This window comes from Phytopseudomonas daroniae, assembly GCF_004327285.1.
In the GTDB taxonomy this organism is placed as follows: Bacteria; Pseudomonadota; Gammaproteobacteria; order Pseudomonadales; family Pseudomonadaceae; genus Aquipseudomonas; species Aquipseudomonas daroniae.
Genome location: NZ_QJUI01000025.1, coordinates 35,687 through 61,391, shown reverse-complemented (window position 1 = coordinate 61,391; position 25,705 = coordinate 35,687). Strand labels below are relative to the sequence as shown.

General features: G+C 63.0%; 20 protein-coding genes, 3 tRNA genes and 1 pseudogene. 12 read left to right on the top strand and 12 right to left on the bottom strand.

Features of this window, described 5'->3' with window-relative positions:
* The 7 genes from DNK06_RS22145 to DNK06_RS22115 all read right to left on the bottom strand — a co-directional run.
* Positions 1-1,025: hypothetical protein (locus DNK06_RS22145; protein WP_131182154.1), on the bottom strand; the 1,025-nt coding region annotated here is incomplete at its 3' end.
* Between the two features lie 60 nt (positions 1,026-1,085).
* Complete coding sequence (locus tag DNK06_RS22140; RefSeq protein WP_207390043.1) at positions 1,086-2,525, bottom strand: HlyD family type I secretion periplasmic adaptor subunit; 1,440 nt, start codon at positions 2,523-2,525, stop codon at positions 1,086-1,088.
* Positions 2,522-4,657 carry a type I secretion system permease/ATPase gene (locus DNK06_RS22135; RefSeq protein WP_131182153.1) on the bottom strand — a complete coding sequence of 712 codons (2,136 nt, stop codon included), beginning with the start codon at positions 4,655-4,657 and terminating at the stop codon, positions 2,522-2,524. The genes DNK06_RS22140 and DNK06_RS22135 overlap by 4 nt, the downstream gene beginning before the upstream one ends.
* 64 nt (positions 4,658-4,721) lie before the next feature.
* Complete coding sequence (locus DNK06_RS22130) at positions 4,722-6,506, bottom strand: TolC family outer membrane protein (protein WP_131182152.1); 1,785 nt, start codon at positions 6,504-6,506, stop codon at positions 4,722-4,724.
* Positions 6,507-7,166: 660 nt separating this feature from the next.
* Entirely contained in the window at positions 7,167-9,509 is a 2,343-nt protein-coding gene (locus tag DNK06_RS22125) for a TonB-dependent receptor (protein WP_242674774.1), read from the bottom strand.
* Between the two features lie 241 nt (positions 9,510-9,750).
* On the bottom strand, positions 9,751-12,165 hold the full coding sequence (locus tag DNK06_RS22120) for a hybrid sensor histidine kinase/response regulator (RefSeq protein WP_131182150.1): 2,415 nt from the start codon (positions 12,163-12,165) through the stop codon (positions 9,751-9,753).
* A gap of 55 nt (positions 12,166-12,220) precedes the next feature.
* Positions 12,221-12,994, bottom strand: coding sequence for a response regulator transcription factor (locus DNK06_RS22115; RefSeq protein WP_131182149.1), 774 nt, complete (start codon positions 12,992-12,994; stop codon positions 12,221-12,223).
* Positions 12,995-13,140: 146 nt separating this feature from the next.
* Here DNK06_RS22115 and DNK06_RS22110 point away from each other — a divergent pair, with 146 nt between their 5' ends.
* The 12 genes from DNK06_RS22110 (at position 13,141) to DNK06_RS22055 (ending at position 22,461) form a co-directional block, all read left to right on the top strand.
* Positions 13,141-14,115 (top strand): LysR family transcriptional regulator, encoded by a 975-nt coding sequence (locus DNK06_RS22110; RefSeq protein WP_131182148.1) that lies wholly within the window; start codon positions 13,141-13,143, stop codon positions 14,113-14,115.
* Positions 14,116-14,219: 104 nt separating this feature from the next.
* Positions 14,220-15,950 (top strand): tetratricopeptide repeat protein, encoded by a 1,731-nt coding sequence (locus DNK06_RS22105; protein ID WP_131182147.1) that lies wholly within the window; start codon positions 14,220-14,222, stop codon positions 15,948-15,950.
* Positions 15,950-16,570, top strand: a complete 621-nt coding sequence (gene lolB / locus DNK06_RS22100; protein ID WP_131182146.1) for a lipoprotein insertase outer membrane protein LolB — start codon at positions 15,950-15,952, stop codon at positions 16,568-16,570. The genes DNK06_RS22105 and lolB overlap by 1 nt, the downstream gene beginning before the upstream one ends.
* A gap of 215 nt (positions 16,571-16,785) precedes the next feature.
* Positions 16,786-17,661 carry a 4-(cytidine 5'-diphospho)-2-C-methyl-D-erythritol kinase gene (gene ispE, locus DNK06_RS22095; RefSeq protein WP_131182145.1) on the top strand — a complete coding sequence of 292 codons (876 nt, stop codon included), beginning with the start codon at positions 16,786-16,788 and terminating at the stop codon, positions 17,659-17,661.
* A gap of 25 nt (positions 17,662-17,686) precedes the next feature.
* Positions 17,687-17,761, top strand: a tRNA-Gln gene (locus DNK06_RS22090).
* A gap of 59 nt (positions 17,762-17,820) precedes the next feature.
* Positions 17,821-17,895: transfer RNA gene (locus DNK06_RS22085), tRNA-Gln, on the top strand.
* Between the two features lie 44 nt (positions 17,896-17,939).
* Positions 17,940-18,881: a ribose-phosphate pyrophosphokinase gene (locus tag DNK06_RS22080; protein WP_131182144.1), complete on the top strand. Its 942-nt coding sequence runs from the start codon at positions 17,940-17,942 to the stop codon at positions 18,879-18,881.
* Positions 18,882-19,115: 234 nt separating this feature from the next.
* Positions 19,116-19,742, top strand: coding sequence for a 50S ribosomal protein L25/general stress protein Ctc (locus DNK06_RS22075; RefSeq protein ID WP_131182143.1), 627 nt, complete (start codon positions 19,116-19,118; stop codon positions 19,740-19,742).
* A 51-nt stretch (positions 19,743-19,793) separates the two neighbouring features.
* The gene (pth, locus tag DNK06_RS22070) at positions 19,794-20,384 is read left to right on the top strand and encodes an aminoacyl-tRNA hydrolase (RefSeq protein ID WP_131182142.1); all 591 of its coding nucleotides are present in this window, start codon (positions 19,794-19,796) and stop codon (positions 20,382-20,384) included.
* A gap of 34 nt (positions 20,385-20,418) precedes the next feature.
* A complete protein-coding gene (gene ychF, locus DNK06_RS22065; protein WP_131182141.1) occupies positions 20,419-21,519 on the top strand; it encodes a redox-regulated ATPase YchF in 1,101 nt (366 codons plus the stop codon).
* 147 nt (positions 21,520-21,666) lie between these two features.
* Positions 21,667-22,233, top strand: coding sequence for a cupin domain-containing protein (locus tag DNK06_RS22060; RefSeq protein ID WP_131182140.1), 567 nt, complete (start codon positions 21,667-21,669; stop codon positions 22,231-22,233).
* 151 nt (positions 22,234-22,384) lie between these two features.
* Positions 22,385-22,461: transfer RNA gene (locus tag DNK06_RS22055), tRNA-Met, on the top strand.
* Between the two features lie 73 nt (positions 22,462-22,534).
* On the opposite strand, the gene DNK06_RS22050 is transcribed toward DNK06_RS22055, so the two are convergent.
* The 5 genes and pseudogenes from DNK06_RS22050 to DNK06_RS22030 form a co-directional block, all read right to left on the bottom strand.
* A complete protein-coding gene (locus DNK06_RS22050) occupies positions 22,535-22,840 on the bottom strand; it encodes a HigA family addiction module antitoxin (RefSeq protein ID WP_070881183.1) in 306 nt (101 codons plus the stop codon).
* A gap of 12 nt (positions 22,841-22,852) precedes the next feature.
* On the bottom strand, positions 22,853-23,119 hold the full coding sequence (locus DNK06_RS22045; protein WP_131182139.1) for a type II toxin-antitoxin system RelE/ParE family toxin: 267 nt from the start codon (positions 23,117-23,119) through the stop codon (positions 22,853-22,855).
* 55 nt (positions 23,120-23,174) lie between these two features.
* Positions 23,175-23,351 (bottom strand): annotated as a pseudogene (locus DNK06_RS22040) (tyrosine-type recombinase/integrase); the annotation flags it as partial.
* Positions 23,352-23,416: 65 nt separating this feature from the next.
* Positions 23,417-24,910, bottom strand: coding sequence for an aldehyde dehydrogenase (locus tag DNK06_RS22035; protein ID WP_131182138.1), 1,494 nt, complete (start codon positions 24,908-24,910; stop codon positions 23,417-23,419).
* Between the two features lie 27 nt (positions 24,911-24,937).
* The gene (locus DNK06_RS22030) at positions 24,938-25,699 is read right to left on the bottom strand and encodes an SDR family NAD(P)-dependent oxidoreductase (protein WP_131182137.1); all 762 of its coding nucleotides are present in this window, start codon (positions 25,697-25,699) and stop codon (positions 24,938-24,940) included.
* Positions 25,700-25,705 lie beyond the last annotated feature (6 nt).

The following is a 25,705-nucleotide window of genomic DNA, read 5'->3' as shown; positions in this document are numbered from 1 at the left end:
CCATTGTCCAGGTCGCCCTGGGTTACCGGACGTTCGAGAAGGGTGTTGCCATCCTTATCGGTCACCAACAGGGTGTCGCCGACCTTGACCTTGTCATCCAGGGTAACCAACGCCGGAACACTGCCGTCCGGGCCGATCTCAACTTCGTTGTACACCCCGTCCGGGCCGGCGCCCTGCAATTCGACGGTGACGCCAGGGACATCGTTGTCCACCGGTTTGTCATCGCGGCTCGAACCGCTGAAGCCTTGCGGCGTGGTGATGATGGCCTCGACCCTCACTTCGCTCTGCCCCGGCACGACCGGCACCTCGACCGGTACGCCATCGCGCAGATCCACGGCGGTTACCGGCCGGTCGAGCAGCACATTTCCGTCGCCATCCTTGATCACCAGTCGATCGCCTTCGCGAACCTTGTCGTCGAGGCTGACGACGGCCGTTACCGTACCATCAGGGCCGATCTCGGCCTCGTTGTAGACACCGTCCGAACCGGCCCCTTGCAGTTCGATGGTCAACCCCGGAGCACGCGAGGCTGGGCCACTTTCATCGTGGTCTCCGCCACGATGTTCACGCCATTCGTCATTCCCGAACTCGTGATCCGGCAGGCTCATGCCCAGCGGCCGCAACACTTCGCGGATACGCGCCAGGGTCAGCGGGGTGACGCCATCTGCCTCGATGATCTCGCCGATGCGCACCAGTTGCACGAAGCCGTGACCTTCCGCAACAGGCTCAGCGCCAATCTCGCCCTGACCTGCGGTCGCCTGCGTTTGCACGCGTGATTGCTCCAGCGGCTGGACTGGCTGCGCCGCACGAACCTCGGCGACCGACTCGTCGAGCGTTACATCCTGTTCGCCGACCAGGCTCAATACGCGGTTGTCACCGAAGTCCAGGTCAACCTGGACGCCAGGTGCGGTGATCAGGATTTCATCGCCCTGCAGGCGGTCGCCCGCATGCAGTTCGCGACGCTCGCCATTGGCGCTCTGCGCCCAGGCCTGGCCTGTCAGGGCTACAACGGTTGCCGAAGTGTTCATGTCGACCTCGCTATGGGATTGCATGCCGCCGGGCCGGAACCCTGGGCGACTCCAAAAGTATCAGCGCTCGCTCAGGGCATTGCCCTTGGCGCGCAGGATGGGTTTGAGCAGGTAGGCCAGCACGGTCTTCTTGCCGGTCAGGATGTCCAGTTGCGCGGTCATGCCGGGGATCACCGCCAGCTTGCGGGCGAACTCGGTATCGGTGGTCATGGCACGAACCAGGTAATAGGTGTTGTCGCGCTCATCAGTGATGGTGTCGGCGCTGATGTGCTGCAATGTCGCCGACATGCCGCCGTAGATGGAAAAATCGTAGGCATGCAGCTTGATGGTGGCCGGCAGTCCTGGATGCAGGAAGGCAATATCCTTCGGCGAAATCTTCGCCTCGACCAGCAGACGGTCGTCGGCCGGGACGATCTCCAACACCGCATGGCCGGGCTGCACCACACCGCCGATGGTGTTGTAGAGCATGCGCTGCACGGTGCCCTTTACCGGCGAGCGAATCTCCGAATACTTGACCCGGTCGGCCAGGCCGAGCACGTTGCGATCCAGGCTGTTGAGCTGGGCGCTCGCCTCGCCGAGCTCCGAACGCCACTGGTTGCGCATACTGTGCGCCACCTCGGCGATACGGGCTTCGGCTTCCTGCACACCGGCCTGGATCTGCCGAACCCGGGCCGACGCCTGGCGGCGCTCGCCATCGGCGGCGGACTGGTCACGCTCCAGGCGCAGGATGTCCACCTCGGACACCGCACCCGAGCGCAGCAACGGCCGGGTGACTTCCAGCTCGCGGGAGGACAGGATATAAGCCTGATCCGCCGCGTGCAGGCGCGCTCGCGTCTCGTCCAGTTCGCGCTGGCGCTGGCTGTGCTGCTCGCGGGCAATGGACAGACGTTGCTCCAGTTCCTTGACACTTTCCTGGTAGAAGCCACGCTCCTGGGCAACCACGGCCAGTTCTTCGCTGTTCAGCGACTGCTCGTACTTCGGTGCATAGACCGTCTCGTCAATCAGTGCATTGAGCCGTTCGACCTTGGCACGCAGGGCGAAGGCCTTGACACTGCCTTCCTGGAAGCTGGCGACGAAGCGGGTCGGGTCGATGCGCACCAGCAGGGCATCCTTCTCCACCTTGTCGCCCTCGCGGACGAACACTTCCTCGACCACTCCACCGTCCACCGACTGGATCACCTGCAACTGCTGCGAGGGAATCACCTTGCCCTCACCCCGAGTCACTTCGTCGATACTGGCAAAAGCCGCCCAGACCAACAGCAGCAAGAAGATCAAGACGATGGCGTACAGCAGAGCGCGGGCACGCAGCTCACGCTGGCCCTCGACAGTCTGCGCGGCCTCCATCCGCCAATCCCTGCTGGAGCCGGAGAAAGCGGCGAAGAAACGCCGAAACAGGCGGTCGATGAACGACCCGTCCGCCGACAACATGCTCAGGCGCTCGAAGGCCTTACGTTCGAGCATGGTCTCTTCGCTCGGTGGAGTCCGCGGCGCGCTGCTCATACGGCGCTCCTTTTGATGCTGCCACGCTCTAGGGCCTGCAGTACGCTCTGCTTGGGCCCGTCGGCAATGATCCGCCCGGCATCGACTATCACTAACCGCTCAACCATGTGCAGCAGGCTGGTGCGATGAGTGACCAGCAAGAGCGTACGCCCCTGGCTAAAATGGCTGAGGGCCTGGCTGACATGCGCCTCCAACTGGCTGTCCATGGCGCTGGTCGGCTCGTCGAAGAGCAGGATCGAGCTATCAGGCATCACCGCCCGGGCCACCGCGACGGCCTGGCGCTGGCCGCCGGACAACCGCCGGCCCCCCTCGCCCACCGGCATCGCCAGGCCATCGGCATGTTCGCCGACCAAGTTCTTCAGCCCGGAGATATGGATCGCCTGGTGCAGTCGCTCCCGCTCGGGGTGGTCGATGCCCAGAGTGACGTTGTCATACACACTGCCGCTGAGCAGTTGGATGTCCTGGGGGATGTAGCCGATGTTGCGGCGCAGTTCGGCGATATCCAGTTGCTCCAGGTGCAGACCGTCGATCAGCACGCTGCCGGCAGTGGGTCGGTAGAGACCGAGAATGAGCTTCTCCAGGGTGCTCTTGCCGGAGCCGACGCAGCCGAGGATGCCAACTCGCTCGCCAGCACGGATATGCAGGGAAACCCCGTCCAGCGCCGGGCGCTGCTCGCCCGGGTAGGCGAAAGTGAGGTTACGCAGTTCGATCTCGCCGCGCAGCTTTGGCCGGCTCACCAACTGCTTGCCAGGCTGGCGCTCCTGCTCGTTGTCCATGATCTGCTCCAGTGAACCGAGGGCGGTGGCTGCCTGGTGGTACTGGGTCAACAGCGAGGCGGTCTGCGATACCGGCGCCATGGCCCGTGACGACAGCATGTAGGCAGCGATCAGCGCCCCCTGGCTCATCTGCCCGTCGATCACCAGGTAGACGCCGACGATCAGCATGCTGACGGCCACCACCTGCTGAACCCAGGAGGCTCCGGCACCAACCGAGCCACCGAGCAGGCGTTGCTTGCCGGTGCAACCGGAAAGGAACTGAGTGGCCTGCTCCCAGCGGGTCTGCATGCGGCTGGTGGCGTTGAAGCTCTTCAGTGTCTGCGCCGCACCGAGACTTTCGATCAGCCCCGAACTGCGCTGCGCGCTGGCCTGGCTGGAAATTTCCGAGAGTTTGCGCAGCCGGCCCTGTACCGACAGTGCATAGCCGATCACCAGTAACGCGCCGACCAGCACCGGCACCGCCATCGGCAGCGAGATGATGGCGATGATCAGGATGAACAGCAGGAAGAACGGCAGGTCGATCAACGCGGCGATCACCATCGAGCCGATGAAAGAGCGCACTGACTCGAAGGCGTTGACACTGGAGGCGAACGAGCCCACCGACTGCGGGCTGTGCTCCAGGCGCATGCCGAGGATGCGTTCCATGATCCGCGCTGACAACAGGATGTCGGCACGCTGCGCCGCCAGCTCGACGAACCAGCTGCGCAACAGGCGCAGCACCAGGTCGGCACAGATCACCAGCAGTGCACCGATGGCCAGTACCCACAAGGTATCGGTGGCCTGGTTGGGCACCACCCGGTCGTACACGTTCATCACGAACAATGGCATGACCAGGGCAAACAGGTTGATGCAGAACGCCGCAGCCAGCACATCACGGTAAACCCGCCGGTTGGCCTTGATCGCACTCCAGAACCAGTGTTCGCGCAGCGGATCGTCTCCCTTGTCACCGCGCTCGGCCTGGTTCAGGCTGAACGCCCGGCGGCAGTATATGGCCAGCCCGCTGTAGCGCGCCGCCAGCTCCTCCAGTGCCAGCTCCTCGCCCTGCATGCCCAGTTCCGGAAGCAGGACATGAGCCGTACCCGCCTGCAGATCCAGCGACTGCAACAGGCAAGCACGGTTGCCGTCCAGCAGCAGGATGCACGGCAAAAGAGTCGGGGTGATTCGTCCCAGTACCACCCGCGCCAGGCTGGCACTCATGCCGACGCGCTCGGCCGCTCTCGCGACATGGGCCGGTGAGAGACACCCGGCCACCAGTGGCAGGCCGTCCACCAAGGCATCGCGGGAAGTGGCCATGCCATGAGCGTCGGCCAACCACAGCAGGCAGGCACTCAAGGGATCATCGGAAAGTACGTCCATGACATCCTGGCAGTCGAAGGAAATGGCGCGGAAAGGCCGGTCGCCTCCCCACTTAATCTATGGGTTACTCGGCACGCTTGACGTGCAGCGCCACCCGGCGGTTGGCCGAACGCCCCTCAGCGGTGGCGTTACTGGCGATCGGCTGGTCGGCGGCGACACCCGAGGTGGAGATGATCTGTGCACGTACCCCGTTTTCCACCAGAAAATCGCGTACCGCCGTAGCGCGGGCCAGCGACAACTCGCGGTTCAGCACATCGCTGCCGGTATCGTCGGTGTGCCCAACGACGCTGATCGCACGCAGCTCGGTGCCACCCAGGGTGTCGACGAAGCGCTGCAAACGCGCCCGCGAGTCAACCTTTATCATCGGACTGCCGACATCAAACAGGGCGTCGCCGGACAGCTCGATGGTTTCCTCGGCCATGCTCTCCTGGGTGTAGCGGCCGATGTTCAACTGCGCATCGGCAACCGTCGCGCAGTAGCGGCTGGAAGCGACCGCGACATCGCCGGAGAGGCTGTCCTCCAGGGTCGGGATACTGGCACTGGACACCGACAAGCTCTGCAGCAGTTGTCCCATGCTGTGCAGGGTACGAATCTTGGCGATCTGCAGATCAAAGTCGCCATTCACGCCAGCGCGCTCGGCCTGGAAGGCCTCGTTCTCGGAGTCGAGCACGTCGAGCAGCGAACGGCGGCCGATATCGAACTGCTCGCGATAGGCCTGCACCACACTTGCCGAGGCTTTACGATGGGCCTCCAGGGAGGTTCGCTGCTGGTTCAGGTTGAGCACATCGGTATAGGCAATGGTCGCGGTCTGGCGCAGGTCGACACAGGCTTTGTCACGCAGGCTCTCGGCCTGATTGATACGGCGGTAGGCAGCGCGCTCGGCGGCGCGATCGCTGCCGCCCCGGAACAGGTTGTAGCGCGCGCGCACTTCGATGATGTTCTCGCTGCCGTACGAATCGGGGTCGGTACGATTATCGAAACTGTTGTTGTTCTTGTAGATGCCCTGGCGCATGCCCAGCTCGAAGGTCGGGTAGCGGCTGGACTTGGTTTCCTCTAGGGCCGACTCGGCGGCCTGGGTATTCTCAAACGCCGCATACAACGCCGGGTTGTTGGAGTAACCAGTGCGCAGCACGTTCTCCAGAGCGGCCGGAATCCGCCCCTCGGGCAGCGACACCGATTCGAGATTCTCGCCCGGGGCCTGCCCGACCAAGCGCTGGAAGCGCGCGGTGACGCCCTGCAGATTGGCGATCTCGGTCATCAGGTTGGTTCGCGCCAGCGACAGGCGCCCTTCGATCTGCTGCAGGTCAGCGCGGTTGCCGACGCCAGAACCGGCGCGCTGCTCGACGTGCTCGCTGGTGCGCAGGTGGTTGGCCACGTTTTTTTGCGCCAGAACCACCAGTTCGCGGTGGCGCAGCACGCCGAGATAGGCCTCGCTGGCTTCCAGGGTCTTGTTCTCGGCCTCGTCCAGCAGTTCGTAGTAGCGCACCCGACTGGTGTGCTCAAAACGGTTCAGGCGATTGCGCACACGAAAACCGTCGAACAGCATCTGGGTCAGGGAGATTTCCGCATAGTTGCGCGAATAATCGCTACGGCGGTCGAACTGCCGATTGGCCTGGCCAGCCGAGGCGCTCAGATCGACCGAGGGCAGATAACCACCGAACACCTCACGACGGTCTTCGGTCGACGCATAGAAGGCCTCCAGGCGCGATTGCAGCTCGGGATTTAACTCGAGGGTCTCCTGCACCACGGCGAGCAGGTTGTCCTGCCGTTCGGCAGCGGTTACCGCCACGGGCGCAAGCCCGATGCAGATGGCGAGGGCAAGTTTGGCGAACGGGGATTCTATGTGCATGACGTCCTCTAAGCGGTCTGAGTGCTCGATGATGTGTTCCCGGCACTGGGCTGGGGCGTTGGGTATGGGCGATGTCGCCGTACCATGACGAGTGCAGGCCGGCCCGGGGCGCCGTACGGCCACCGGAGGTGGGCATCAGGCGCCCGCGAAAAACGGCAAGAAGGGTGAGTGGCGGCAGGCCAGGACAATTGGCAGCGGCAAGTGACCGAGCGGAGCGCGGCAGCCTTTCCCTGGCCCATGGGCCCTCTCCCTCACAATGCCAGCCACCGCAGGAACCCTCCTGAACGGCAGGCAATGTAGGGAGCGCCGCGCGGCAGAAGAAGAGCTTCGGCCGGGAATCTGCGTCTCGCTCAGGCAACGAAATGGCGCCCCGGCAAAGGTCGGCCATCGCCGGGCCGGGCTGAAACGCAGAAGGAAGCAGGCCCCGGCGCAACGAGCACCTTTGCCGCAGCGGATGGCAAAAGCCTGGCACGCACGTGCTGGACGCCGCGCGATCGAGTGGAGGAAGGGAACTTTCCCCAAGCGTTCGATGCCGCCGGGGCGAACAGTCCCGGGATCACCTCAGCGTGGCTACGGCCGCGAACGCGGCGCCGTCCGGGGTTTGCCCCAACGGGCGGTTCGAGCCTGCACCGCGGCCGGGGCGGAAGCGGCGTGGCCCGATCAGTAACGCCCGCGCCAGGTCACGCCGAGGGTGCGCGCGTCGCCCGGCAGCACGGCGTAGTCGCCAGAGCCCAGGGTGGCGTAGACGGCACTGGCATAACGCTGATCGAACAGGTTGCGGGCCCACAGCTCGACGGCCCAGCGCTGATCCGCACGGCCCATGCCGAGGCGCAGATCGCTCACCCCGTAAGCCGACTGGTAACTGCCGGCGCCCCTTTCCAGCACGCCGTAGTAGCCGCTGCGCCAGCTGTGATCCAGCGCCGCGAACAGCTCCAGGCCGTGTTCCAGCGGACGCCGGTAATCCAGCCCCGCCGTGGTGCTCCAGCGTGGCGCGTTGAACAAGCGCTTGCCCGCCAGGTCGCACGACCACTGCCCGCTTTCCGGGGCACAGGGGGCGTTGTCGAACGAGCGATAGCGGGCATCGCTCCAGGCGATGCCCAGGCGCAACTGCACCCGCTCACTGGCCCGCAGGCGCCCGTCGAGTTCCACGCCACGCAAGCGCACCCGACCGACGTTGATCAGGTTATCGCGCAGGGGTGGGGAGAGATCGTTGGCCGGCGCGCTGTTGCTCAGCACCTGGTAGTCATCGACGTCGGTCTGATAGAGCGCCACGTCGAGCGCCAGCCGCTCCTGCCACCAGAGACTCTTGAGGCCGACCTCGAGCGAAGTCGCCCGCTCGCTGCCGAACACCGGGGCGACATGCGCGCTGGTCACGTCGAGGTTGATGCCGCCGGCCTTGTAGCCCCGCGACCAGCTGGCATAGCCGACCACGCCCTCGCTCAATGCATAGCTGAACGCCAGCTGGCCGGACAGATTGTGCTCTTCGAGCCGATTGCGGCGGGCATAGTCCCTGCCAAGGGTGATATCGCGCAGCAGCTCGCCCGCCAGCTGCGACACCGGATCCGGCCCCAGCGGCGCCAGGCCTGACACCGCACGGGTAATGCTGGCGCGCTTGCGCTCGCGGGTGTAACGCAGGCCCGGGGTGATGGCCAGGCGCTCGCCGGGGCGCCAGGTGAACTGGCCGAACAACGCCTGACTGTCGCTATGCTGCTCGCCCTCGAAGCGCTGGCGCGCGCCCTGCAACAGCGATGGCGGAATCATCGCCGGCGTGATGCCGCGCTGGGCGGTCTCCGGGCGATCGCCGAGAAAGTACGCCGCCGCATCACCGCCAAAAGCCACATTGACCTGGCGCTGCAGGCGCTGACGCAGGTAGTACAGGCCCAGCACGTAATCGAACCGCTCGCCGAACGCCTGCGCCAGGCGCAGCTCCTGGCTGAACTGGTGATGATCGAGCCGGGCCGCGGAACGGGCCACGGACAATGCCGTGCCGTCGGCGTCCTGCTCGCCATCGTAGACCCAGTCGCGATAACCGCTGATGCTGGTCAGAGTCATGCCGTTGTCCAGTTCGCCATCGAGCTGCAGGGTCAGCGCGCGCTGCAGCGTTTCCAGGTCGTTGGCCTCGTTGTGCTGCACACGCCGGGCATAGGGGGCGACCGGCAACAGCGGGTAACCGAGGTAAGCCGCGCGCTGGCGGGTCGCCGTACTGAACTGGCTGGCGGTGAGCACGGCGCTTTCGTCCTGGCCGGCGTACTCGGCGATCAGCCGGGCGCTGAAACGCTCGCCGGGCGTCCACAGCAACTGGCCACGCAACCCCTGGCGATCCTCCTCGCCGAGGGTTTCGCCGTTGTAGCGATTGTCGATGGCGCCGTCACGCACCAGGTCATAAGCACTCAGGCGTGCCGCCAGCACGCCCTCGACCAGCGGCCCGGAGACGCTGGCGCGATACTGGCGCAGACCGTCCTGGCCCAGGCTCACCTCAGCGCGCCCTTCGCTGACGAAGCTCGGAACCCGGCTCAGCAGATTGATGGCGCCGGCGGTGGAGTTCTTGCCATACAGCGTCCCCTGCGGCCCGCGCAGCACCTCGACCCGCTCGATATCGCCGAAATCGAGCAGCGACATGCCCTGGCGTCCCAGGTACACGCCATCGGCGAACACCGCCACGCTACCGTCGAGCCCGTCGTTCGCCGAACTCGATCCCAGGCCCCGGATACCGTAAGCGGCATAGCGCGGATTGGGCGCCGTCAACATCAGGCCGGGGATGCGCTGCGCCAGCGTCTCGGCCCGGTACAGGCCGGCGCCGCCGAGTTGCTCGTCATCCAGCACATCGATGGCGATCGGCACCTGCTGCGCCGGCTCTTCACGATGGCGGGCGCTGACGTTGATCGCGTCGAGCAGCCAGACGGAATCGTCGGGCAATGGCGTCGCCAATGTCGGCCCGGCCAGGGACAACAGCCAGAGCGAACCTGCGCGGCAGATGCTCCGGCGTACGATGATGAACAGCACGGCTGACCTCGTTGTTCTTATACGCATCGAACGCTCCCGGGTAGATCGGAGGCTCGCTGTCGTCGACTTTTCCCGCCTTTCATCCGTGCCGGCCAAAACACCGTCTGCCCCAGCAAAGGCCGAGGACGCACAGGCTCCGTAAGATAACGCAATCACCCTGTCGCAACATGGGCACCATGAGCTCGGGTCTGTTGACGTTTCAGCGCACGCCGCAGGGCTCCGGCGCGGTCGTGCGGAAACCTCAACAGATCCTGGCAGCCGGTTTGGCGCCCGCCGCTTCATCGCCGCCGCCCGGCGCATTCGCGGGCAGCAAGGCGCCGATACGATCCAGCAGTTGGCCGGTATTGGCCGGTTTGAGTATCTCGCCATCGAATGCCAGATCGGCCGGCAGGTGCGCCGGATGCTGTGCCGGCGTTGCCGAATAGAGCAGCACGGGTAACCCCGGCCGCTCGCTGCGCAAGCGCTGCAACAGGATCCAGCCATCCATGACCGGCATCATCTGATCGGTCATCACCAGATCGACCGCCTGCTGTTCGAGCAACTCGAGCGCCTGTTGACCGTCCGCGGCCAGCAGCACATCGAAACCATAGCCACTCAACAGGTCGTACAGCCACTCACGGTTCAAGGCGACGTCGTCGACCAGCAGGATGCAGTGGCTCTCCTGCGGTGCGACCCCGGCATGACTGTCGCGCAGCCCAATGTCCAGCTCGTGCTCGCTGGCCGGCGTGAGGCGCAGGCGGAAACCGATACGGCTGCCGCCCTGCTCCAGGCTGTCGATCTCCAGTTCGCTGCCCATATGGCCCAGCAGCTGCGCCACGATCGACAGGCCCAGGCCGCTACCCTGGATCTGGCCGACGTTGCTGCCGCGGCGGAAGGGTTGCAACAGGTTGTCCCGCTCGCTCGGGGCGAAGCCGATACCGTTGTCGCTGACCCGGAAACACAGCTCCACGCATTCGCCGACCGCCCCGGGCACACTGCTGACCTCCAGGGTGATGCGCCCATGGCGGGTGAACTTGGCGGCATTGCCCAGCAGATTGAGCAATACCTGGCGCAAGCGGCGGAAATCCGCCTGCACGATAGCCGGTAGATCCGCGGCGAACAGGCATTCGAAATGGTTGTCCTGGCGCGTGGCGAGAAAACGCCCCTCCTCCTCCACCTCGCGCAGGAAGCCATAGAGGTAGCCCGGCGCCAGGGTGAGCTCCAGTTGCTGCAACTCACCCCGGGAAAACTCCAGCAGCTCGTCGATCAATTCCAGTTGCTGGCGTGCGCTGCGCTCGATCTTGTGCGGGTAGTCGGGTTGCGGCTGGCTGCGCAGCAGGCGCGCGTAGTCGATGATGCTGACCAGTGGCGAACGCAGATCGTGACTGATCCGCGCCATCAGCGAACTGTGCGCTCGCAGCGATTCGCGCAGCTGCGCGGTGCGCGTCGCCACCGTGCTTTCCAGGCGCTCGTGCTCGGCCTGACGCTGCTCGTCGAGCTCGCTCAGGGCGCGCTGCTCCCGGCGCCGGACGAGAACGACCTCGGTGACCAGGGTGCAGACCAGCAGCAACACGCCGGGCAGGGTCGACGCCAGGCTGAGGAAACTGTCCCGAGACTGCCAGGGCACGAGCCGATCCAGCGACAGCAGATGGCGCACGGCGAACTGCACCAGGAACAGCGCCGGTACCACCCAGGCCATCCAGCGCAACTTCACGCCATGCAACCAGGCCGCCAGCAGCGTGGCCGGCAGCACCAGGTAGAGGGTCAGGCGCAAGATCCACTCGACATGGATGCGTCCATCGGGGGCGTGACCCAGCCAGTCCCAGACTCGCCCGCCGATGTAACTGAGCAGGATCAGGCCGAACAGAAGCCCCCAGCCCCTGGGAAGATGACGAACGCCGAGCAGCAGCCTGACATAACCGAGAAAACAGGCGAACGCGAGGATGCTGAGCCATGTGCTGATCGTCTGCGTCCAGGGCACCGCCGCGGGCCAGAGGATCAGGTAACCGTTGACCACGCAGGTGAACAGGATATAGGTCAGTACCGCTGCGGCATGGGCGATGAGCAATGGCGTCGCCATGATCCGGCCGAGGATCAGGCTGAAGGGCACCACCAGCAGCACGATGCCAAGGGTGATGCCGTCGGCCAGGTAGAGGGACTGGCGCCGTTCCAGCAGCAGCTCGTCCGACCACAGCCGCGGTTCGAGGATGATCAGCGAGTCGCTGGCCACCCGTACCAGCACATCGACCCGCTCGCCCTCGGCCAGCGTCATGGGAAAACGTGGCTGGCGATCCACCACCGTCCATTGCTCCAGCGGGTAGGCACTGCCGCCGCGCAGCGTCTGCCAGGCGTCGCCACGGCGGATATGCACCTGGATGTCCTGCAGGCGCGGCTCGCCCACCGTGAACCAGCGCAGGCATTCGTGCTCGCCGGGATTGTCCAGTTCGAAGCGCAACCAGTAGGCGGAGCGGCTGTATTCGAGGGTCAGGCGCTGTGCGCTCGCGGCGTCGAAGGCCGACGCCGGCAACGCCAGCACCTGGTCGGCAGTCAAGCCCGCCGCAGGATCCTCGAAGAGGCGCATGGGAGGATCCAGCTCGGCATCGCAGGTCGCGGCCGAGGCGAGATTGACGAGCGACAGCCCCAGCAACAGCACGGCGAGCAGCACCGAGCGACTCATGACCTCGGCACCGCGCCCGCGACGCCCATTCATCGATACCCAGGCGCAAACGACATCACGTCTGCGCCCGTTCTTGCTGGCGGAACTGGCTGGGCGTCATGCCCATGCGCTCGCGAAAAGCCGTGGTGAAATTGCAAGCGCTGCGAAAGCCGACCAGATCGGCGATGTCCTGCACGCTCATGCCGCTATCGGCCAGCAAATCCAGGCCCCGCTTCAGGCGTACTTCGCGGATATAGGCGAACACCGTCGTTCCCAGGTGCTCACGAAAGATGCTCGACAGGCGCTTGTCGTGAGTGCCGACCTTACGGGCGATCTCGGCCAGCGAGGGCATATCGTCGAGGTGCTGGGCGATCAGGCGCATGGCGGCGCGCAGCAGCACCTCAGCGTCAGTAGCGGGTTCCACGTCGGCAGAGGTAATGGCGCCGAGCGACGTTTCGCGCCAGGCCAGTTGCAGGTGAATGCGGATACGCGCCAGCACTTCCTGGGGCTCGCAACTCTTGAGTACGTAATCGACACCGCCCAGCGTCAGGCCTTCGAGCCGTTCGTCGACCGCGCCGGCGGACGTCAGGAAGATCACCGGCACCCGACGTGTAGCCGGCGCCTCACGCAACAGGCGGCACAAGGTGAAGCCATCCATGCCGGGCATGCGCACATCGAGCAGGATCAGGTCTGGTTTCAGGGCCAGGGCACGCTGATAGCCCTGGTGGGCATCACTGGCCAGGGATAGGCGCCAGGACTGTTGACGCAGTAATCCGATCAGGCCTCGAAGCTCTTCTGGAGAGTCGTCGATGACCAGAATATGCGGTGCAGTAATAAAGCCGTTCTGCATGACTACGCCTACCCCCGACATTGATCGGCATACGCTCGATCATTAATCCGCCCATCCGCCCCGCTGGAAAAAGCCGCATCCGCTGCAGCAAAGGCCGCTCTGTCAAGCGGGCAATACGATAGCGCAAAGTCATGTAGGTAAATACGATGCAACGTTCCACCCACGACAACACTGCGTCCCACAAACCCCAACTCAAGGCCGCAACCCAAGCCAGCATCCTCGGCGAGCTCTACTGGCTGATCTGCGTGGTCGAAGCAGGTAGCTTCTCGGCTGCAGCCGAGCGCACCGGCATCGCCAAATCCAGCCTCAGCCGGCGCATCATCCTGCTGGAGAAACGCCTGCAGGTGCAGTTGCTTAACCGCAGCACCCGTTCGTTCAGCATGACCGCCTTGGGCGAGCGTATCTATCGTCACGCCCTGGATATGCTCAGCGCCGCCGAAGCGGCCGAAGCTACGGCCCAGGAAGCCAACGGCACACCGAGCGGGCTGCTCCAGCTGTGCGCCCCCGCCATCTTCAGTGACTGGCTGCTCGAGCGGCTCGGCCGCTTTCAGGCCAGACACCCGAAAGTCAGCTTCGCCCTGATCAACAGGGACGGGCAGACCGAGTTGAGCGCCCAGCGCCTGGATCTGTCACTGAGCCTGGACGAAGCACCGAGCAACAGCAGCGATATCGTCGCCCGCCCTCTCGCCCGCCTGCAAAACGTGATCGTCGGCAATGCCGCGTTGCTGGAACGCCTCGGCCACCCCTTGCGCCTGGACAGTGTCGACGACCAGCACCTGCTAGCCTTCGGTACGCCCCAGTCGCCACGTCCCTGGCTGCTGGCCGACGGCCAACGACCGCTGCACAACTCGGCGTTCAGCTCACCGAGCCTGCAAACGCTGCTCAACGCCGCCCGTGCCGGCATCGGCCTGGCCTGCCTGCCCTTGCACGCCTGTCACGACGACCTGCAGCGTGGCAGCCTGCAGGCGTCCTGCCCGCAGGAGCGTCCGGCCTCAGGCACTCTGTACGCCTTGACTCCCGCCCACCGCGGAATCACACCCGCCGTACGCGGTCTTATCCAGTACATCCGCCACGACTTGAGCCAGGCACAGCATCCGGGAATGCAACCAGTAGCCGACTGAGAGAGTCCAACCTCACATCGCCAGGACACACGGCCTGCCCCATGGGCTTGCCCAACGGCTTGTGTCATGATGGCCAAAACCGCAGGTTAGTCGCATTTCCCCTTATGAATAGACCCATCGCGTTGCTGACCGCCCTTGCCTTTTTGGGTGGTTGCCAGACTTTTGCGCCGTCCGAACCGGACGGTAACGTACCCGTGGAAGAGCCGGGCAACGAAGCACAGGCCGAGGCGCCTGAGGCGTACGGTTCGTTCAGCCAGGAAACCCTGCTGGCACTGCTGACCGCCGAGCTGGCCGGCCAGCGCAATCGCTTCGATATCGCCCTGAGCAATTACGTCCAGCAGGCCAATTCGACTCAGGATGCGGGCGTCGCCGAGCGCGGCTTCCGTATCGCCGAATACCTGGGCGCCGATCAGGAAGCGCTGGACACCTCACTGGTCTGGGCCAAGAACGCGCCAGCCAACGTCGATGCGCAACGCGCCGCCGCCGTGCAACTGGCGCGCGCCGGTCGCTACGACGAATCCATGACGTATATGGAGCGCGTACTTCAGCGTCAGGGCAATACGCACTTCGATTTCCTCGCCCTGTCGGCGGCGGAAACCGATCCGGACACCCGCGCCGGCCTGCTGCAGAGTTTCGACCGCCTGCTCGGCAAATACCCGAACGACGGTCAGTTGCTGTTCGGCAAGGCCCTGCTCCTGCAGCAGGATGACCGCCCCGAAGAAGCCCTGAAGCTGCTCGAGAACAGTGACGCCAAGCATGACCAGGCGGCTCCTCTGCTGCTGCACGCGCGCCTGCTGCAAAGCCTGGGGCGTGGCGAAGAAGCGCTGCCGCTGCTCAAGAAAGGCATCGAGCAGAGCCCCAACGACAAGCGCCTGCGCCTGACCTACGCCCGCCAGTTGGTCGAGCTGGGGCGCATGGACGACGCCCGCAGCGAGTTCTCCTCGCTGCTGCAACAGTTTCCCGAAGACGACGACCTGCGTTTCTCCCTGGCGCTGGTCTGCCTGGAAGCCGAAGCCTGGCGCGAAGCCATCGTCTACCTGGAAGAACTGGTCGCGCGCGACGCTCACGTTGACCCGGCCCAATACAATCTGGGCCGTGCCCACGAAGCACTGGGCGAAGTGGACGAAGCCCTGCTCGCCTACTCCATGGTCGGGGGCGGCAACGATTACTTGCCAGCCCAGGCACGCATGACCGATCTGCTCGTCGCCAACGGCCGTGGCGCCGAAGCCTCCAGGCACCTGGCCGAAGCGCGCGACAGCGAGCCGGACTACGCGCTGCAGCTGTACCTGATCGAGGCCGAGTCGCTGTCCAAGCAGAACCAGCCCGACCAGGCCTGGACGCTGATCCAGCAGGCGCTCAAGCAATATCCGGGCGACCTGAACCTGCTCTACACCCGCGCCATGCTGGCTGAACCGCGTAACGACCTGAAGCAGCTGGAGCAGGATCTACGCACCATTCTCGACCGTGAGCCGGACAATGCCATGGCGCTCAACGCCCTCGGCTACACCCTGGTCGACCGTACCGATCGCCATCAGGAAGGTCTGGAGCTGATCGAACAGGCTCACACCCTCAACCCCAACGATCCGGCGATTCTCGACAGCCTGGGCTGGGCGAACTTCCGCCTGGGCAATCTGGCCGAAGCGGAAAAACTGCTGCGCCAGGCATTCGAGCGCTTCCCGGATCATGAAGTCGCCGCCCACCTGGGCGAAACCCTGTGGGCTCAGAACAAGCAGCGCGAGGCCAGAAATATCTGGCGCGACGCGCTGAAGGAACAGCCCGACAGTGAAATTCTGCGCAGCACCGTGCTGCGCCTGACCGGATCAGAGAGGCCCTGATGCAGTTTCGCCCCTTACTCGCACTCGCCCTGGTAACCCTGCTCGCCGGCTGCTCCGGCCTGTCCACCCGTGAAGCGGTGGAACAGGGCCAGGGCGATCCGGCTCGCTGGCAGGCGCACAAGCAGCAGATCAGCACCCTCGATGGCTGGCAGATCAACGGCAAGGTCGGCATCCGAGCCCCCCGCGACTCCGGCAGCGGCACGCTGTTCTGGCTGCAACGCCAGGACTACGCGGACATTCGCCTGTCCGGCCCACTGGGCCGCGGCGCCGCACGCCTGACCGGGCGCCCGGGTGACGTGCAGCTGGAAGTGGCCAACCAGGGCCGCTACCAGGCCGAATCGCCGGAAGAACTCCTGCAACAACAACTGGGCCTCAACCTGCCGGTGTCCCACCTGCTCTGGTGGATTCGCGGCCTGCCCGCACCGGACAGTAAAAGCCGCCTGACGCTGGACAGCGACAGTCGCCTGGCGCAACTGAGCCAGGATGGCTGGGAAGTCAGCTACACGCGCTACGCCGAGCAGAACGGCTACTGGCTACCCGAGCGCCTGCGCCTGGAGGGTCACGACATCCAGGTGACTCTGGTGATCAAGGACTGGCAGCCGCGCCAGCTCGGCCAGTAACCCACCCCCGCGCCCTCTGATCGGGCACGGTGTCAGGTTGCCGGGTGGTTGGTAGGCTTCATGGTGGATGGGTGGATGGGTGGAGCGTCATTCACCCTACGAACCATCGCCATCCACCTGAAGTTGCCCCCCCCCAACAAAACACCAGAACCTGCAGCATCATCTGCCGCGGCAACGCATAATCAGCGTAATTTCACCGTTATCAGTACAGCCCCATGACGACCCATGCCATCCCCGATCACGCCGAACTGATCCTGCCGGCTCCGGCCAAGCTCAACCTGATGCTGCACATCCTCGGCCATCGCGAAGACGGTTATCACGAGCTGCAGACCCTGTTTCAATTTCTCGACCACGGTGACGAGCTGGGTTTTGCCCTGCGCGACGATGGCGTCATTCACCTGCACACCGCGGTCGATGGCGTACCCCACGATAGCAACCTGATTGTGCGTGCCGCTCGGCAACTGCAGGAACAAAGCGACACGCGTCTCGGCGCGGACATCTGGCTGGATAAACGCCTGCCCATGGGCGGCGGCATCGGCGGCGGCAGTTCGGATGCCGCCACCACCCTGCTCGGCCTCGCTCACCTCTGGCAACTGGATTGGAGCGAGGATCGCCTGGCAGGGCTGGGTCTGAGCCTGGGCGCCGACGTGCCGGTATTCGTACGCGGCCGCGCAGCATTCGCCGAGGGCGTTGGCGAGAAACTCACACCGGTCGAGCTGACAGAGCCATGGTTTCTCGTCGCCGTACCGCAAGTGCTTGTCAGCACAGCAGAAGTTTTCTCCGACCCTGAGTTGACACGCGATACGCCGCCCATTAAAGTTCGCAGCCTTCTTGAGGGGGGTGGTCGTAACGACTGCCAGTCGGTCGTCGAGAAGCGTTACAGTGAAGTTCGTAACGCCCTGATCTTGCTGAACAAATTTGTTCCAACAAGATTGACCGGCACTGGAGCTTGTGTGTTTGGGAGCTTCCCAAACAGGGACGATGCTGATAAAGTCGCCCGCCAACTTCCAGCCACACTGCCAAGTTTTGTTGCGCAAGGTGCCAACGTTTCGATGTTGCATCGCAGGCTTCAGGAACTGGTCAGGAAGTAAATGCGTAGCATCGGTTATACGTTACAGGGGCGTCGCCAAGCGGTAAGGCACCAGGTTTTGATCCTGGCATGCGTTGGTTCGAATCCAGCCGCCCCTGCCATAACCACCCAAGGGTGGCTCGTAATACCGAATTGAGCAGCATTGCGTCACACACGATACAGGGGCGTCGCCAAGCGGTAAGGCACCAGGTTTTGATCCTGGCATGCGTTGGTTCGAATCCAGCCGCCCCTGCCATTTTTATACTCATCCAGGTTACCCTCAGCCGGCAGGTACTGCGCGTGTCCAAGATGATGGTCTTTACGGGGAACGCTAACCCCGATCTGGCGCGACGTATCGTTCGTCAGCTGCACATCCCCCTCGGCGATGCCTCTGTCGGAAAATTCTCCGACGGCGAAATCATGATCGAAATCAACGAAAACGTCCGCGGTAAAGACGTCTTCCTGATTCAGCCGACGTGCGCGCCAACCAATGACAACCTGATGGAACTGGTAGTGATGGCCGACGCCTTCCGCCGCTCCTCAGCCACCCGAATCACTGCAGTCATCCCCTACTTCGGCTATGCCCGCCAGGATCGCCGCCCGCGCTCCGCCCGCGTGGCAATCAGCGCCAAGGTCGTGGCCGACATGCTCGCCAACGTAGGCATCGACCGTGTTCTCACCGTCGACCTGCACGCGGATCAGATTCAAGGCTTCTTCGATATCCCGGTAGATAACATCTACGGTTCGCCAGTACTGGTGGACGACATCGAAGATCAGCGTTTCGACAACCTGATGATCGTCTCCCCGGACATTGGCGGCGTGGTGCGTGCTCGCGCCGTGGCCAAGTCCCTGGGCGTGGATCTGGCGATCATCGACAAGCGTCGTGAGAAAGCCAACCACTCCGAAGTGATGCACATCATCGGTGACGTGGAAGGCCGTACCTGCATCCTGGTCGACGACATGGTCGACACCGCCGGCACCCTGTGCCACGCGGCCAAGGCTCTGAAGGAACACGGCGCCGCCAAGGTGTTCGCTTACGCGACTCACCCGGTACTGTCGGGCCGCGCCATCGAGAACATCGAGAACTCGGTACTGGACGAACTGGTGGTGACCAACACCATCCCGCTGTCCGCTGCCGCGCAATCCTGTTCGCGTATTCGTCAACTGGACATCGCGCCGGTTGTCGCTGAAGCGGTACGCCGCATCAGCAATGAGGAATCGATCAGCGCGATGTTCCGCTAGGAGCATGCTCACGATTTAGCGAGCTAGAGCCATGCAAGGCAGAAAGCGGCGAGGAAGCGGAGTTTACGAGTCTGTAAATGAGCATTCCGAGCCGCTTTCTAACGCAGCAGGGCCGACGCGCAGCAAATCGTGCCGCTGATGAAAACGCCTGGCCATTTGGCCAGGCATACCACTGAACCGCCCCGTCGCTGGTCGCAAGCGTAACGGGCGGTTTGGTTATTCTGGAGAAGTGAAATGACTGTTGAATTTACCCTGAATGCCGAAGCGCGTTCCGACCTAGGGAAAGGTGCGAGCCGCCGCCTGCGTCGTAACGCCAGCCTGGTTCCAGCCGTGATTTACGGTGGCGAGAAAGCCCCCCTGTCCATCAGCCTGGTTGCCAAAGATTTCGCCAAGCTGCTGGAAAACGAAGCGGCCTTCAGCCACGTGCTGAACCTGACCGTTGACGGCAAGAAAGAAAACGTCCTGATCAAAGCCCTGCAGCGCCACCCGGCCAAAGGCTTCGTTCTGCACGCTGACTTCATCCGCGTCGTTGCCGGCCAGAAACTGACCGCCCACGTACCGTTGCACTTCATCAACGAAGCCACCTCGGTTGGCGTCAAGAAAGGCGGCGGCGAAGTCCTGCACAGCCTGAACGAAGTCGAAGTTTCCTGCCTGCCGAAAGACCTGCCGGAATTCATCGAAGTCGACATCGCCAACGTCGAAATCGACCAGACCGTTCACCTGTCCGACATCAAACTGCCGAAAGGCGTTGAGCTGGTTGCTCTGGCCCACGGTAGCGATCTGCCGGTTGCCAGTATCCACCTGCCGCGCGTTCGTGTAGAAGACGCAGCTGAAGGCGAAGGCGAAAGCACCGCCGAGTAATTGGCGAGCTCCACACCTCGGTGTGGAACTGCTTTAGGAAAGGGCTCCTGTATGACTGCCGTACAACTGATCGTTGGCCTGGGTAACCCGGGCCCCGAATACGACCAGACCCGGCACAATGCAGGGGCCCTTTTCGTTGAGCGCCTGGCAGACAGCCAGCGCGTCAATCTCAGCGTCGATCGCAAGTATTTCGGCCTGGTGGGCAAGTTTGTCCATCAGGGTCGCGAAGTTCGTCTGCTCATCCCCACCACCTTCATGAACCGCAGCGGCCAGTCCGTGGCGGCGTTGGCGAATTTCTTCAAGATCAAACCCGAAGAAATCCTGGTGGCACACGACGAACTCGACATGCCTCCCGGCGTCGCCAAACTCAAACAGGGTGGCGGGCACGGTGGGCATAACGGGTTGCGTGACATCATCGCGCAACTCGGCAACCAGAATAATTTCCACCGCCTGCGGCTTGGCATCGGTCACCCCGGGCACGCCAGCATGGTCTCCAACTTCGTGCTCGGCCGCGCTCCGCGTGGCGAGCAGGAACTGCTGGATACCAGCATCGGCTTCGCCCTCGACGTCCTCCCGGAAATACTCGCCGGTGACTGGCCGGTAGCGATGCGCAAGCTGCACAGCCAGAAAGCCACTCTCTAACTTTATCTACCGCCTTTGGCGCGAGGGACACACCATGGGATTCAATTGCGGCATCGTCGGCCTACCCAACGTCGGCAAGTCCACCCTGTTCAATGCCCTCACCAAATCCGGTATCGCGGCCGAGAACTTCCCGTTCTGCACCATCGAGCCGAACAGCGGCATCGTACCGATGCCCGATCCGCGCCTCGACGCCCTGGCGGAAATCGTCAAGCCCGAGCGCGTGATCCCCACCACCATGGAATTCGTCGACATCGCCGGCCTGGTAGCGGGCGCGTCCAAGGGTGAAGGCCTGGGCAACAAGTTCCTCGCCAACATCCGCGAGACCGACGCCATCGCCCACGTGGTGCGCTGCTTCGAAGACGAGAACGTCATCCACGTCGCCAACAGCGTCGACCCCAAGCGTGACATCGAGATCATCGACCTCGAACTGATCATGGCCGACCTCGACAGCTGCGAGAAACAACTGCAGCGCGTCACCCGTACCGCCAAGGGCGGCGACAAGGAAGCCGTGGCGCAGAAAGCGCTGCTGGAAAAGCTCATCCCCCACTTCACCGAAGGCAAGCCGGCGCGCAGCCTGCTGAAAAGCCTGGGTGACGACGAGAAGCGCCTGGCCAAGACCTTCCACCTGCTGACCACCAAACCGGTGATGTACATCGCCAACGTGGCCGAAGACGGTTTCGAGAACAACCCGCTGCTCGATGTGGTACAGGCCATCGCTGACGAAGAAGGTGCCATCGTGGTACCGGTGTGCAACAAGATCGAGGCCGAGATCGCCGAGCTGGACGATCTGGAAGAAATGCAGATGTTCCTCGAGACCATGGGCATGACCGAGCCAGGCCTGAACCGCGTGATCCGCGCCGGTTACTCGCTGCTCAACCTGCAGACCTACTTCACCGCGGGCGTAAAGGAAGTCCGCGCCTGGACCGTCAAGGTCGGCGCCACCGCGCCACAGTCCGCCGCCGCGATCCACACCGACTTCGAGAAAGGCTTCATCCGTGCCGAAGTCGTCGCCTATGACGACTTCATCCAGTTCAAGGGCGAAGCCGGTGCCAAGGAAGCGGGTAAATGGCGCCTGGAAGGCAAGGAATACATCGTCAAGGACGGCGACGTGATGCACTTCCGCTTCAACGTCTGACCTCCCCCCAGGCCCGCCCACGAAGCCCCTCGAGCGCCCGCCCGAGGGGCTTCGTATTTCGCGGGCACCCACTTCCCAGCGATAACCGCAACACCTGCGCAACATTGCCCTCTATAAGATGAAGCCATTGCCTCGAGAGGGCTCGTCATGGACACGTTTTCCCGCCGCCTGATCCTCCACTACCTCGCCAGCCTCGGTGAGGCATCGAGCGCTACCGGAGCAACATCCGCCCCAGTTCCCGTCACGGCGAAAGTGGAAAAACTGCTGCTTCTGCGCAACGACTGGGTGCCGAACAACGGCAAGCATCCGGTGCTCGTCTATCGCCAGGCATTGAAGGACGAGGGGCTGCCGGCGCCATCCGGCACGCAGCGTCTGTTCGGTAAAAATGCCTGGCCCGCGCAATGGGTTGATGGCATCTATGACTATCACCACTACCACAGCAATGCCCACGAAGTGCTCGGCGTCATCCAGGGCGAAGCCCGGGTCATGCTGGGCGGCCCGGGCGGCCGGGAACTCAGCCTGCACAGCGGTGATGTATTGGTACTGCCGGCTGGCACCGGTCATTGCAACCTGGCCAGCAGCGACGACTTCCTCGTCGTGGGCGGATATCCGCAGGGCCAGCAGCCGGATCTCTGCCGTGCGGCACCGACGCCGGAACAGCAGCGCGCCATCGAACGGACGCCCTACCCGCATCGTGATCCCGTCTTCGGCTAGACAGCCCGAGCCTGCAAGGCCCCGCCTCGACACAGCGGCTATCAGCATGGCGCGCCTTGCCAAAAAACGGCTAAACGGTTGAAAGTGCGTAAATTATTATGCCCACTGGGGTTGACACGACACTGACGGATGCGGAAAATGCGCGCCACTCGGCTACGTAGCTCAGCTGGTTAGAGCATAGCATTCATAATGCTGGGGTCCGGGGTTCAAGTCCCTGCGTAGCCACCAAACAAAACAAGGGTTTACCGAAAGGTAAGCCCTTTTTTGTTTCTGGGGCAGACTACAAACAGACCACCGTACCTCACGCTTGGGCACGTAGTGGCTCAATCTCGTGCTCAATCTCTTCGCCATTGGCGGCAAAAGTCGTTGCTAACGAATAGTCGGTTTGCAGGTTCATCCAGAACTGAGCAGACGTATCAAAATAGCGCCCAAGGCGAATAGCCATATCTGCAGTCACCCCACGTCGCTCACGAACGATTTCATTCACCGTGGGAGCAGATACATGGAGCGCACGAGCCAGTGCAGCCGGGGAAATATCCAGCGGCTCTAGAAACTCTTCGCGAAGGATTTCGCCCGGATGGATGGGGCGCATACCGTTAATTGCCATGGTGCGACCTCCCTAGTGATAGTCGACTATTTCAACATTCGTCGGGCCGGCGTCCGACCACTCGAAACAAATGCGGAATTGATCATTGATTCTAATGCTGTACTGACCTACCCGATTTCCCTGCAATGCCTCAGGTAGAGACCGTAAGTCTCGAAGCTCAGTGGCCGCGTGCAGCATGGTTAACTTCCGCGTGGCGACATTGAGGATATTCTTCCACCGCCGCGAATCACCGGTTTCGAACAGAGCCCGAGTCTCTGGACACTTAAAGCTCAAAATCACGCTTTAATCCTTAACGTTAAGCGTTATAGATATACTACATCATTGCTCTGGATATTCAAGTGAACGCGTGGCCACTCTGCTGCAGCGGCGAGAGCCTCAGCGCTGATTCCAGATGATCAGGCGATAGATGCGCGTAACGCATGGTCATCGCAATGGATGAATACCCCAGGATGCGCTGCAGGCTGAGAATATCCCCTCCCCCTATCATGTAATGACTGGCGAAGGTGTGCCTCCCCCCCGATCATTAATCGGGGGCTGGTTCGGCTGCGCGGCTCAACTGACTAAATAGTCACAAGCCTACAATTTGATCCAGGTCGACTTAAGCTCAGTGTATTTGTCGAACGCATGCAGCGACTTGTCGCGACCATTGCCCGACTGTTTGAAGCCGCCAAATGGAGCAGTCATATCGCCTCCATCATATTGATTGACCCAGACGCTGCCAGCTCTCAAAGACTTGGCCGTCAGGTGCGCCTTGGAAAGGTCAGCGCTCCAGACGGCTGCCGCCAAGCCGTAGATCGTGTCGTTGGCGATCCTGACCGCCTCTTCTGCCGTGTCAAAAGCGATGACTGACATCACCGGGCCGAAGATCTCTTCTTGGGCGATTTTCATGGCATTGTTCACGCCATCGAAAATCGTAGGCTCGACATAGGTACCGCCCGTCTCCTCAAATATGCGTTTTCCACCCACCACCAGTTCTGCACCATCGGCCTGACCCGCAGCAATGTACGACAGCACCGTGTTCATCTGCTGAGTGTCGACCAACGCGCCCACCATGGTGGCCGGATCCAGCGGATTGCCGGGCTTCCAGACCTGCAACGCGTCGACGACCAAACCGAGGAACTCTTGCTTGATCGAACGTTCGACCAGCAAGCGTGAGCCGGCCGTACAGACTTCGCCCTGGTTATAGGCAATGGCACTAGCCGCCGCCTTGGCTGCCGCATGCAGGTCGGGGGCATCGGCGAAGACGATGTTAGGGCTCTTGCCGCCCGCCTCCAGCCAGACACGCTTCATATTCGACTCGCCGGCATATACCAGTAGCTGCTTGGCAATGCGTGACGAGCCGGTGAACACGACCGTGTCAACATCGTGGTGCAGCCCCAGCGCCTTACCCACCGTATGCCCGTGCCCGGGCAGCACATTAAGCACACCCTTGGGCAAACCGGCCTCGACCGCCAGCTGCGCGATACGGATCGCGGTCAGCGGTGATTTTTCTGATGGTTTCAGTATCACCGAATTGCCGGTAGCCAGCGCCGGGCCGAGCTTCCAGCAAGCCATGAGCAGCGGGAAATTCCAGGGCACAATCGCAGCCACCACGCCGACCGCTTCGCGCGTCACCAACCCCAACTGGTTGTGGGGCGTGGGTGCCACCTCATCGTAAACCTTGTCGATGGCCTCCCCGCTCCAGGCCAGTGCGATGACCGAGTTGGGCAGATCGATACCGATCGAGTCTTTGATCGGCTTGCCCATGTCCAAGGTTTCCAGCAGCGCGAGTTCCTCGGTGTGCTGCTTAATCAGCTCGGCGAAGCGAATCATCACCGCTTTGCGATGAGCAGGTGCAGCGCGGGACCAAGCACCGGATTCGAACGCGTTACGCGCGTTGCTTACCGCACGATCGGCATCGGCACTGTCGCAGCATGCAACCTTGACCAACAGCCGGCCGTCGATTGGACTGAGACAATCGAAAGTCTCGCCCGATACGGCAGTGGTGTAAGCACCATCGATGAACGCACGACCTTCGATCTTCAGCGCTTTGGCGCAGGCTTCCCAGTCGGTATGAGTCAAGGCGGTCATAAAATATCCTCTTTTATTGTTATTGAGTCAGAGCGAGATGCCGCCGTCAGTGATCACCGTTTGGCCCGTGGTCATACGCGCCGCGAAGCCCAGGTAAATGATCATCTCGGCGATGTCGGCAGTGGTGGCCCAACGCTTGAGCGGAGTGGCGCTTTCGGAGGTCTTCTTGTGATCTTCGGTCCATTCGATCGCCCAGCTGCTGATGACAGCGCCAGGGGCTACCGCGTTGACACGAACCTCAGGAGCCAGCGCCTTTGCGAGGTTCTTGGTGAGGTTGATCACGGCCGCCTTAGAGGCGCTGTAGCTGATACTGCTGCTGACTGAACTGAAGCCTGCAATGGACGCCGTATTGACGATCGCCCCACCGCTTTCTTTGAGCGCCGCCGCCGCCACTCGCGAGCAGCGGAATACGCTCATGAGGTTGGTATTGAGGATCAATGCCCACAGCTCTTCGGTCACATCGTCCAGTTGCCCGATCGGGATCGGCTTGCTCACGCCGGGTGTGCCAGCGTTGTTGACCAACAGATCGAGACGGCCAAGGTCGGCAACGGCCTTGAGCACCATGGCCTGCGCCGCCTGCGGATCCCCCAGGTCGCCCGGCGCGGCAATCGCCTGGCCGCCTGCGGAGATGATCGAGGCGACGGCCTCCGAACCACGGCTGTCGTCCGGCAGGTAGTTGATTGCCACGACAGCACCATAGCCTGCGAGCATTCGCGCAGTTTCGAGACCGATACCCGACGCAGCGCCCGTAATGAGCGCGGTTTTACCCTTCAAATCGAATGAAAGCATGATGAT

Excerpts from the sequence above, each read along its gene's own strand:
- DNK06_RS22140 (WP_207390043.1), bottom strand. The coding sequence starts at position 2,525 with ATGAGCAGCGCGCCGCGGACTCCACCGAGCGAAGAGACCATGCTCGAA.
- DNK06_RS22135 (WP_131182153.1), bottom strand. The coding sequence starts at position 4,657 with ATGGACGTACTTTCCGATGATCCCTTGAGTGCCTGCCTGCTGTGGTTG.
- DNK06_RS22130 (WP_131182152.1), bottom strand. The coding sequence starts at position 6,506 with ATGCACATAGAATCCCCGTTCGCCAAACTTGCCCTCGCCATCTGCATC.
- DNK06_RS22120 (WP_131182150.1), bottom strand. The coding sequence starts at position 12,165 with ATGAGTCGCTCGGTGCTGCTCGCCGTGCTGTTGCTGGGGCTGTCGCTC.
- DNK06_RS22115 (WP_131182149.1), bottom strand. The coding sequence starts at position 12,994 with ATGCAGAACGGCTTTATTACTGCACCGCATATTCTGGTCATCGACGAC.
- DNK06_RS22110 (WP_131182148.1), top strand. The coding sequence starts at position 13,141 with ATGCAACGTTCCACCCACGACAACACTGCGTCCCACAAACCCCAACTC.
- DNK06_RS22105 (WP_131182147.1), top strand. The coding sequence starts at position 14,220 with ATGAATAGACCCATCGCGTTGCTGACCGCCCTTGCCTTTTTGGGTGGT.
- lolB (WP_131182146.1), top strand. The coding sequence starts at position 15,950 with ATGCAGTTTCGCCCCTTACTCGCACTCGCCCTGGTAACCCTGCTCGCC.
- ispE (WP_131182145.1), top strand. The coding sequence starts at position 16,786 with ATGACGACCCATGCCATCCCCGATCACGCCGAACTGATCCTGCCGGCT.
- DNK06_RS22075 (WP_131182143.1), top strand. The coding sequence starts at position 19,116 with ATGACTGTTGAATTTACCCTGAATGCCGAAGCGCGTTCCGACCTAGGG.
- pth (WP_131182142.1), top strand. The coding sequence starts at position 19,794 with ATGACTGCCGTACAACTGATCGTTGGCCTGGGTAACCCGGGCCCCGAA.
- ychF (WP_131182141.1), top strand. The coding sequence starts at position 20,419 with ATGGGATTCAATTGCGGCATCGTCGGCCTACCCAACGTCGGCAAGTCC.
- DNK06_RS22060 (WP_131182140.1), top strand. The coding sequence starts at position 21,667 with ATGGACACGTTTTCCCGCCGCCTGATCCTCCACTACCTCGCCAGCCTC.
- DNK06_RS22050 (WP_070881183.1), bottom strand. The coding sequence starts at position 22,840 with ATGGCAATTAACGGTATGCGCCCCATCCATCCGGGCGAAATCCTTCGC.
- DNK06_RS22035 (WP_131182138.1), bottom strand. The coding sequence starts at position 24,910 with ATGACCGCCTTGACTCATACCGACTGGGAAGCCTGCGCCAAAGCGCTG.
- DNK06_RS22030 (WP_131182137.1), bottom strand. The coding sequence starts at position 25,699 with ATGCTTTCATTCGATTTGAAGGGTAAAACCGCGCTCATTACGGGCGCT.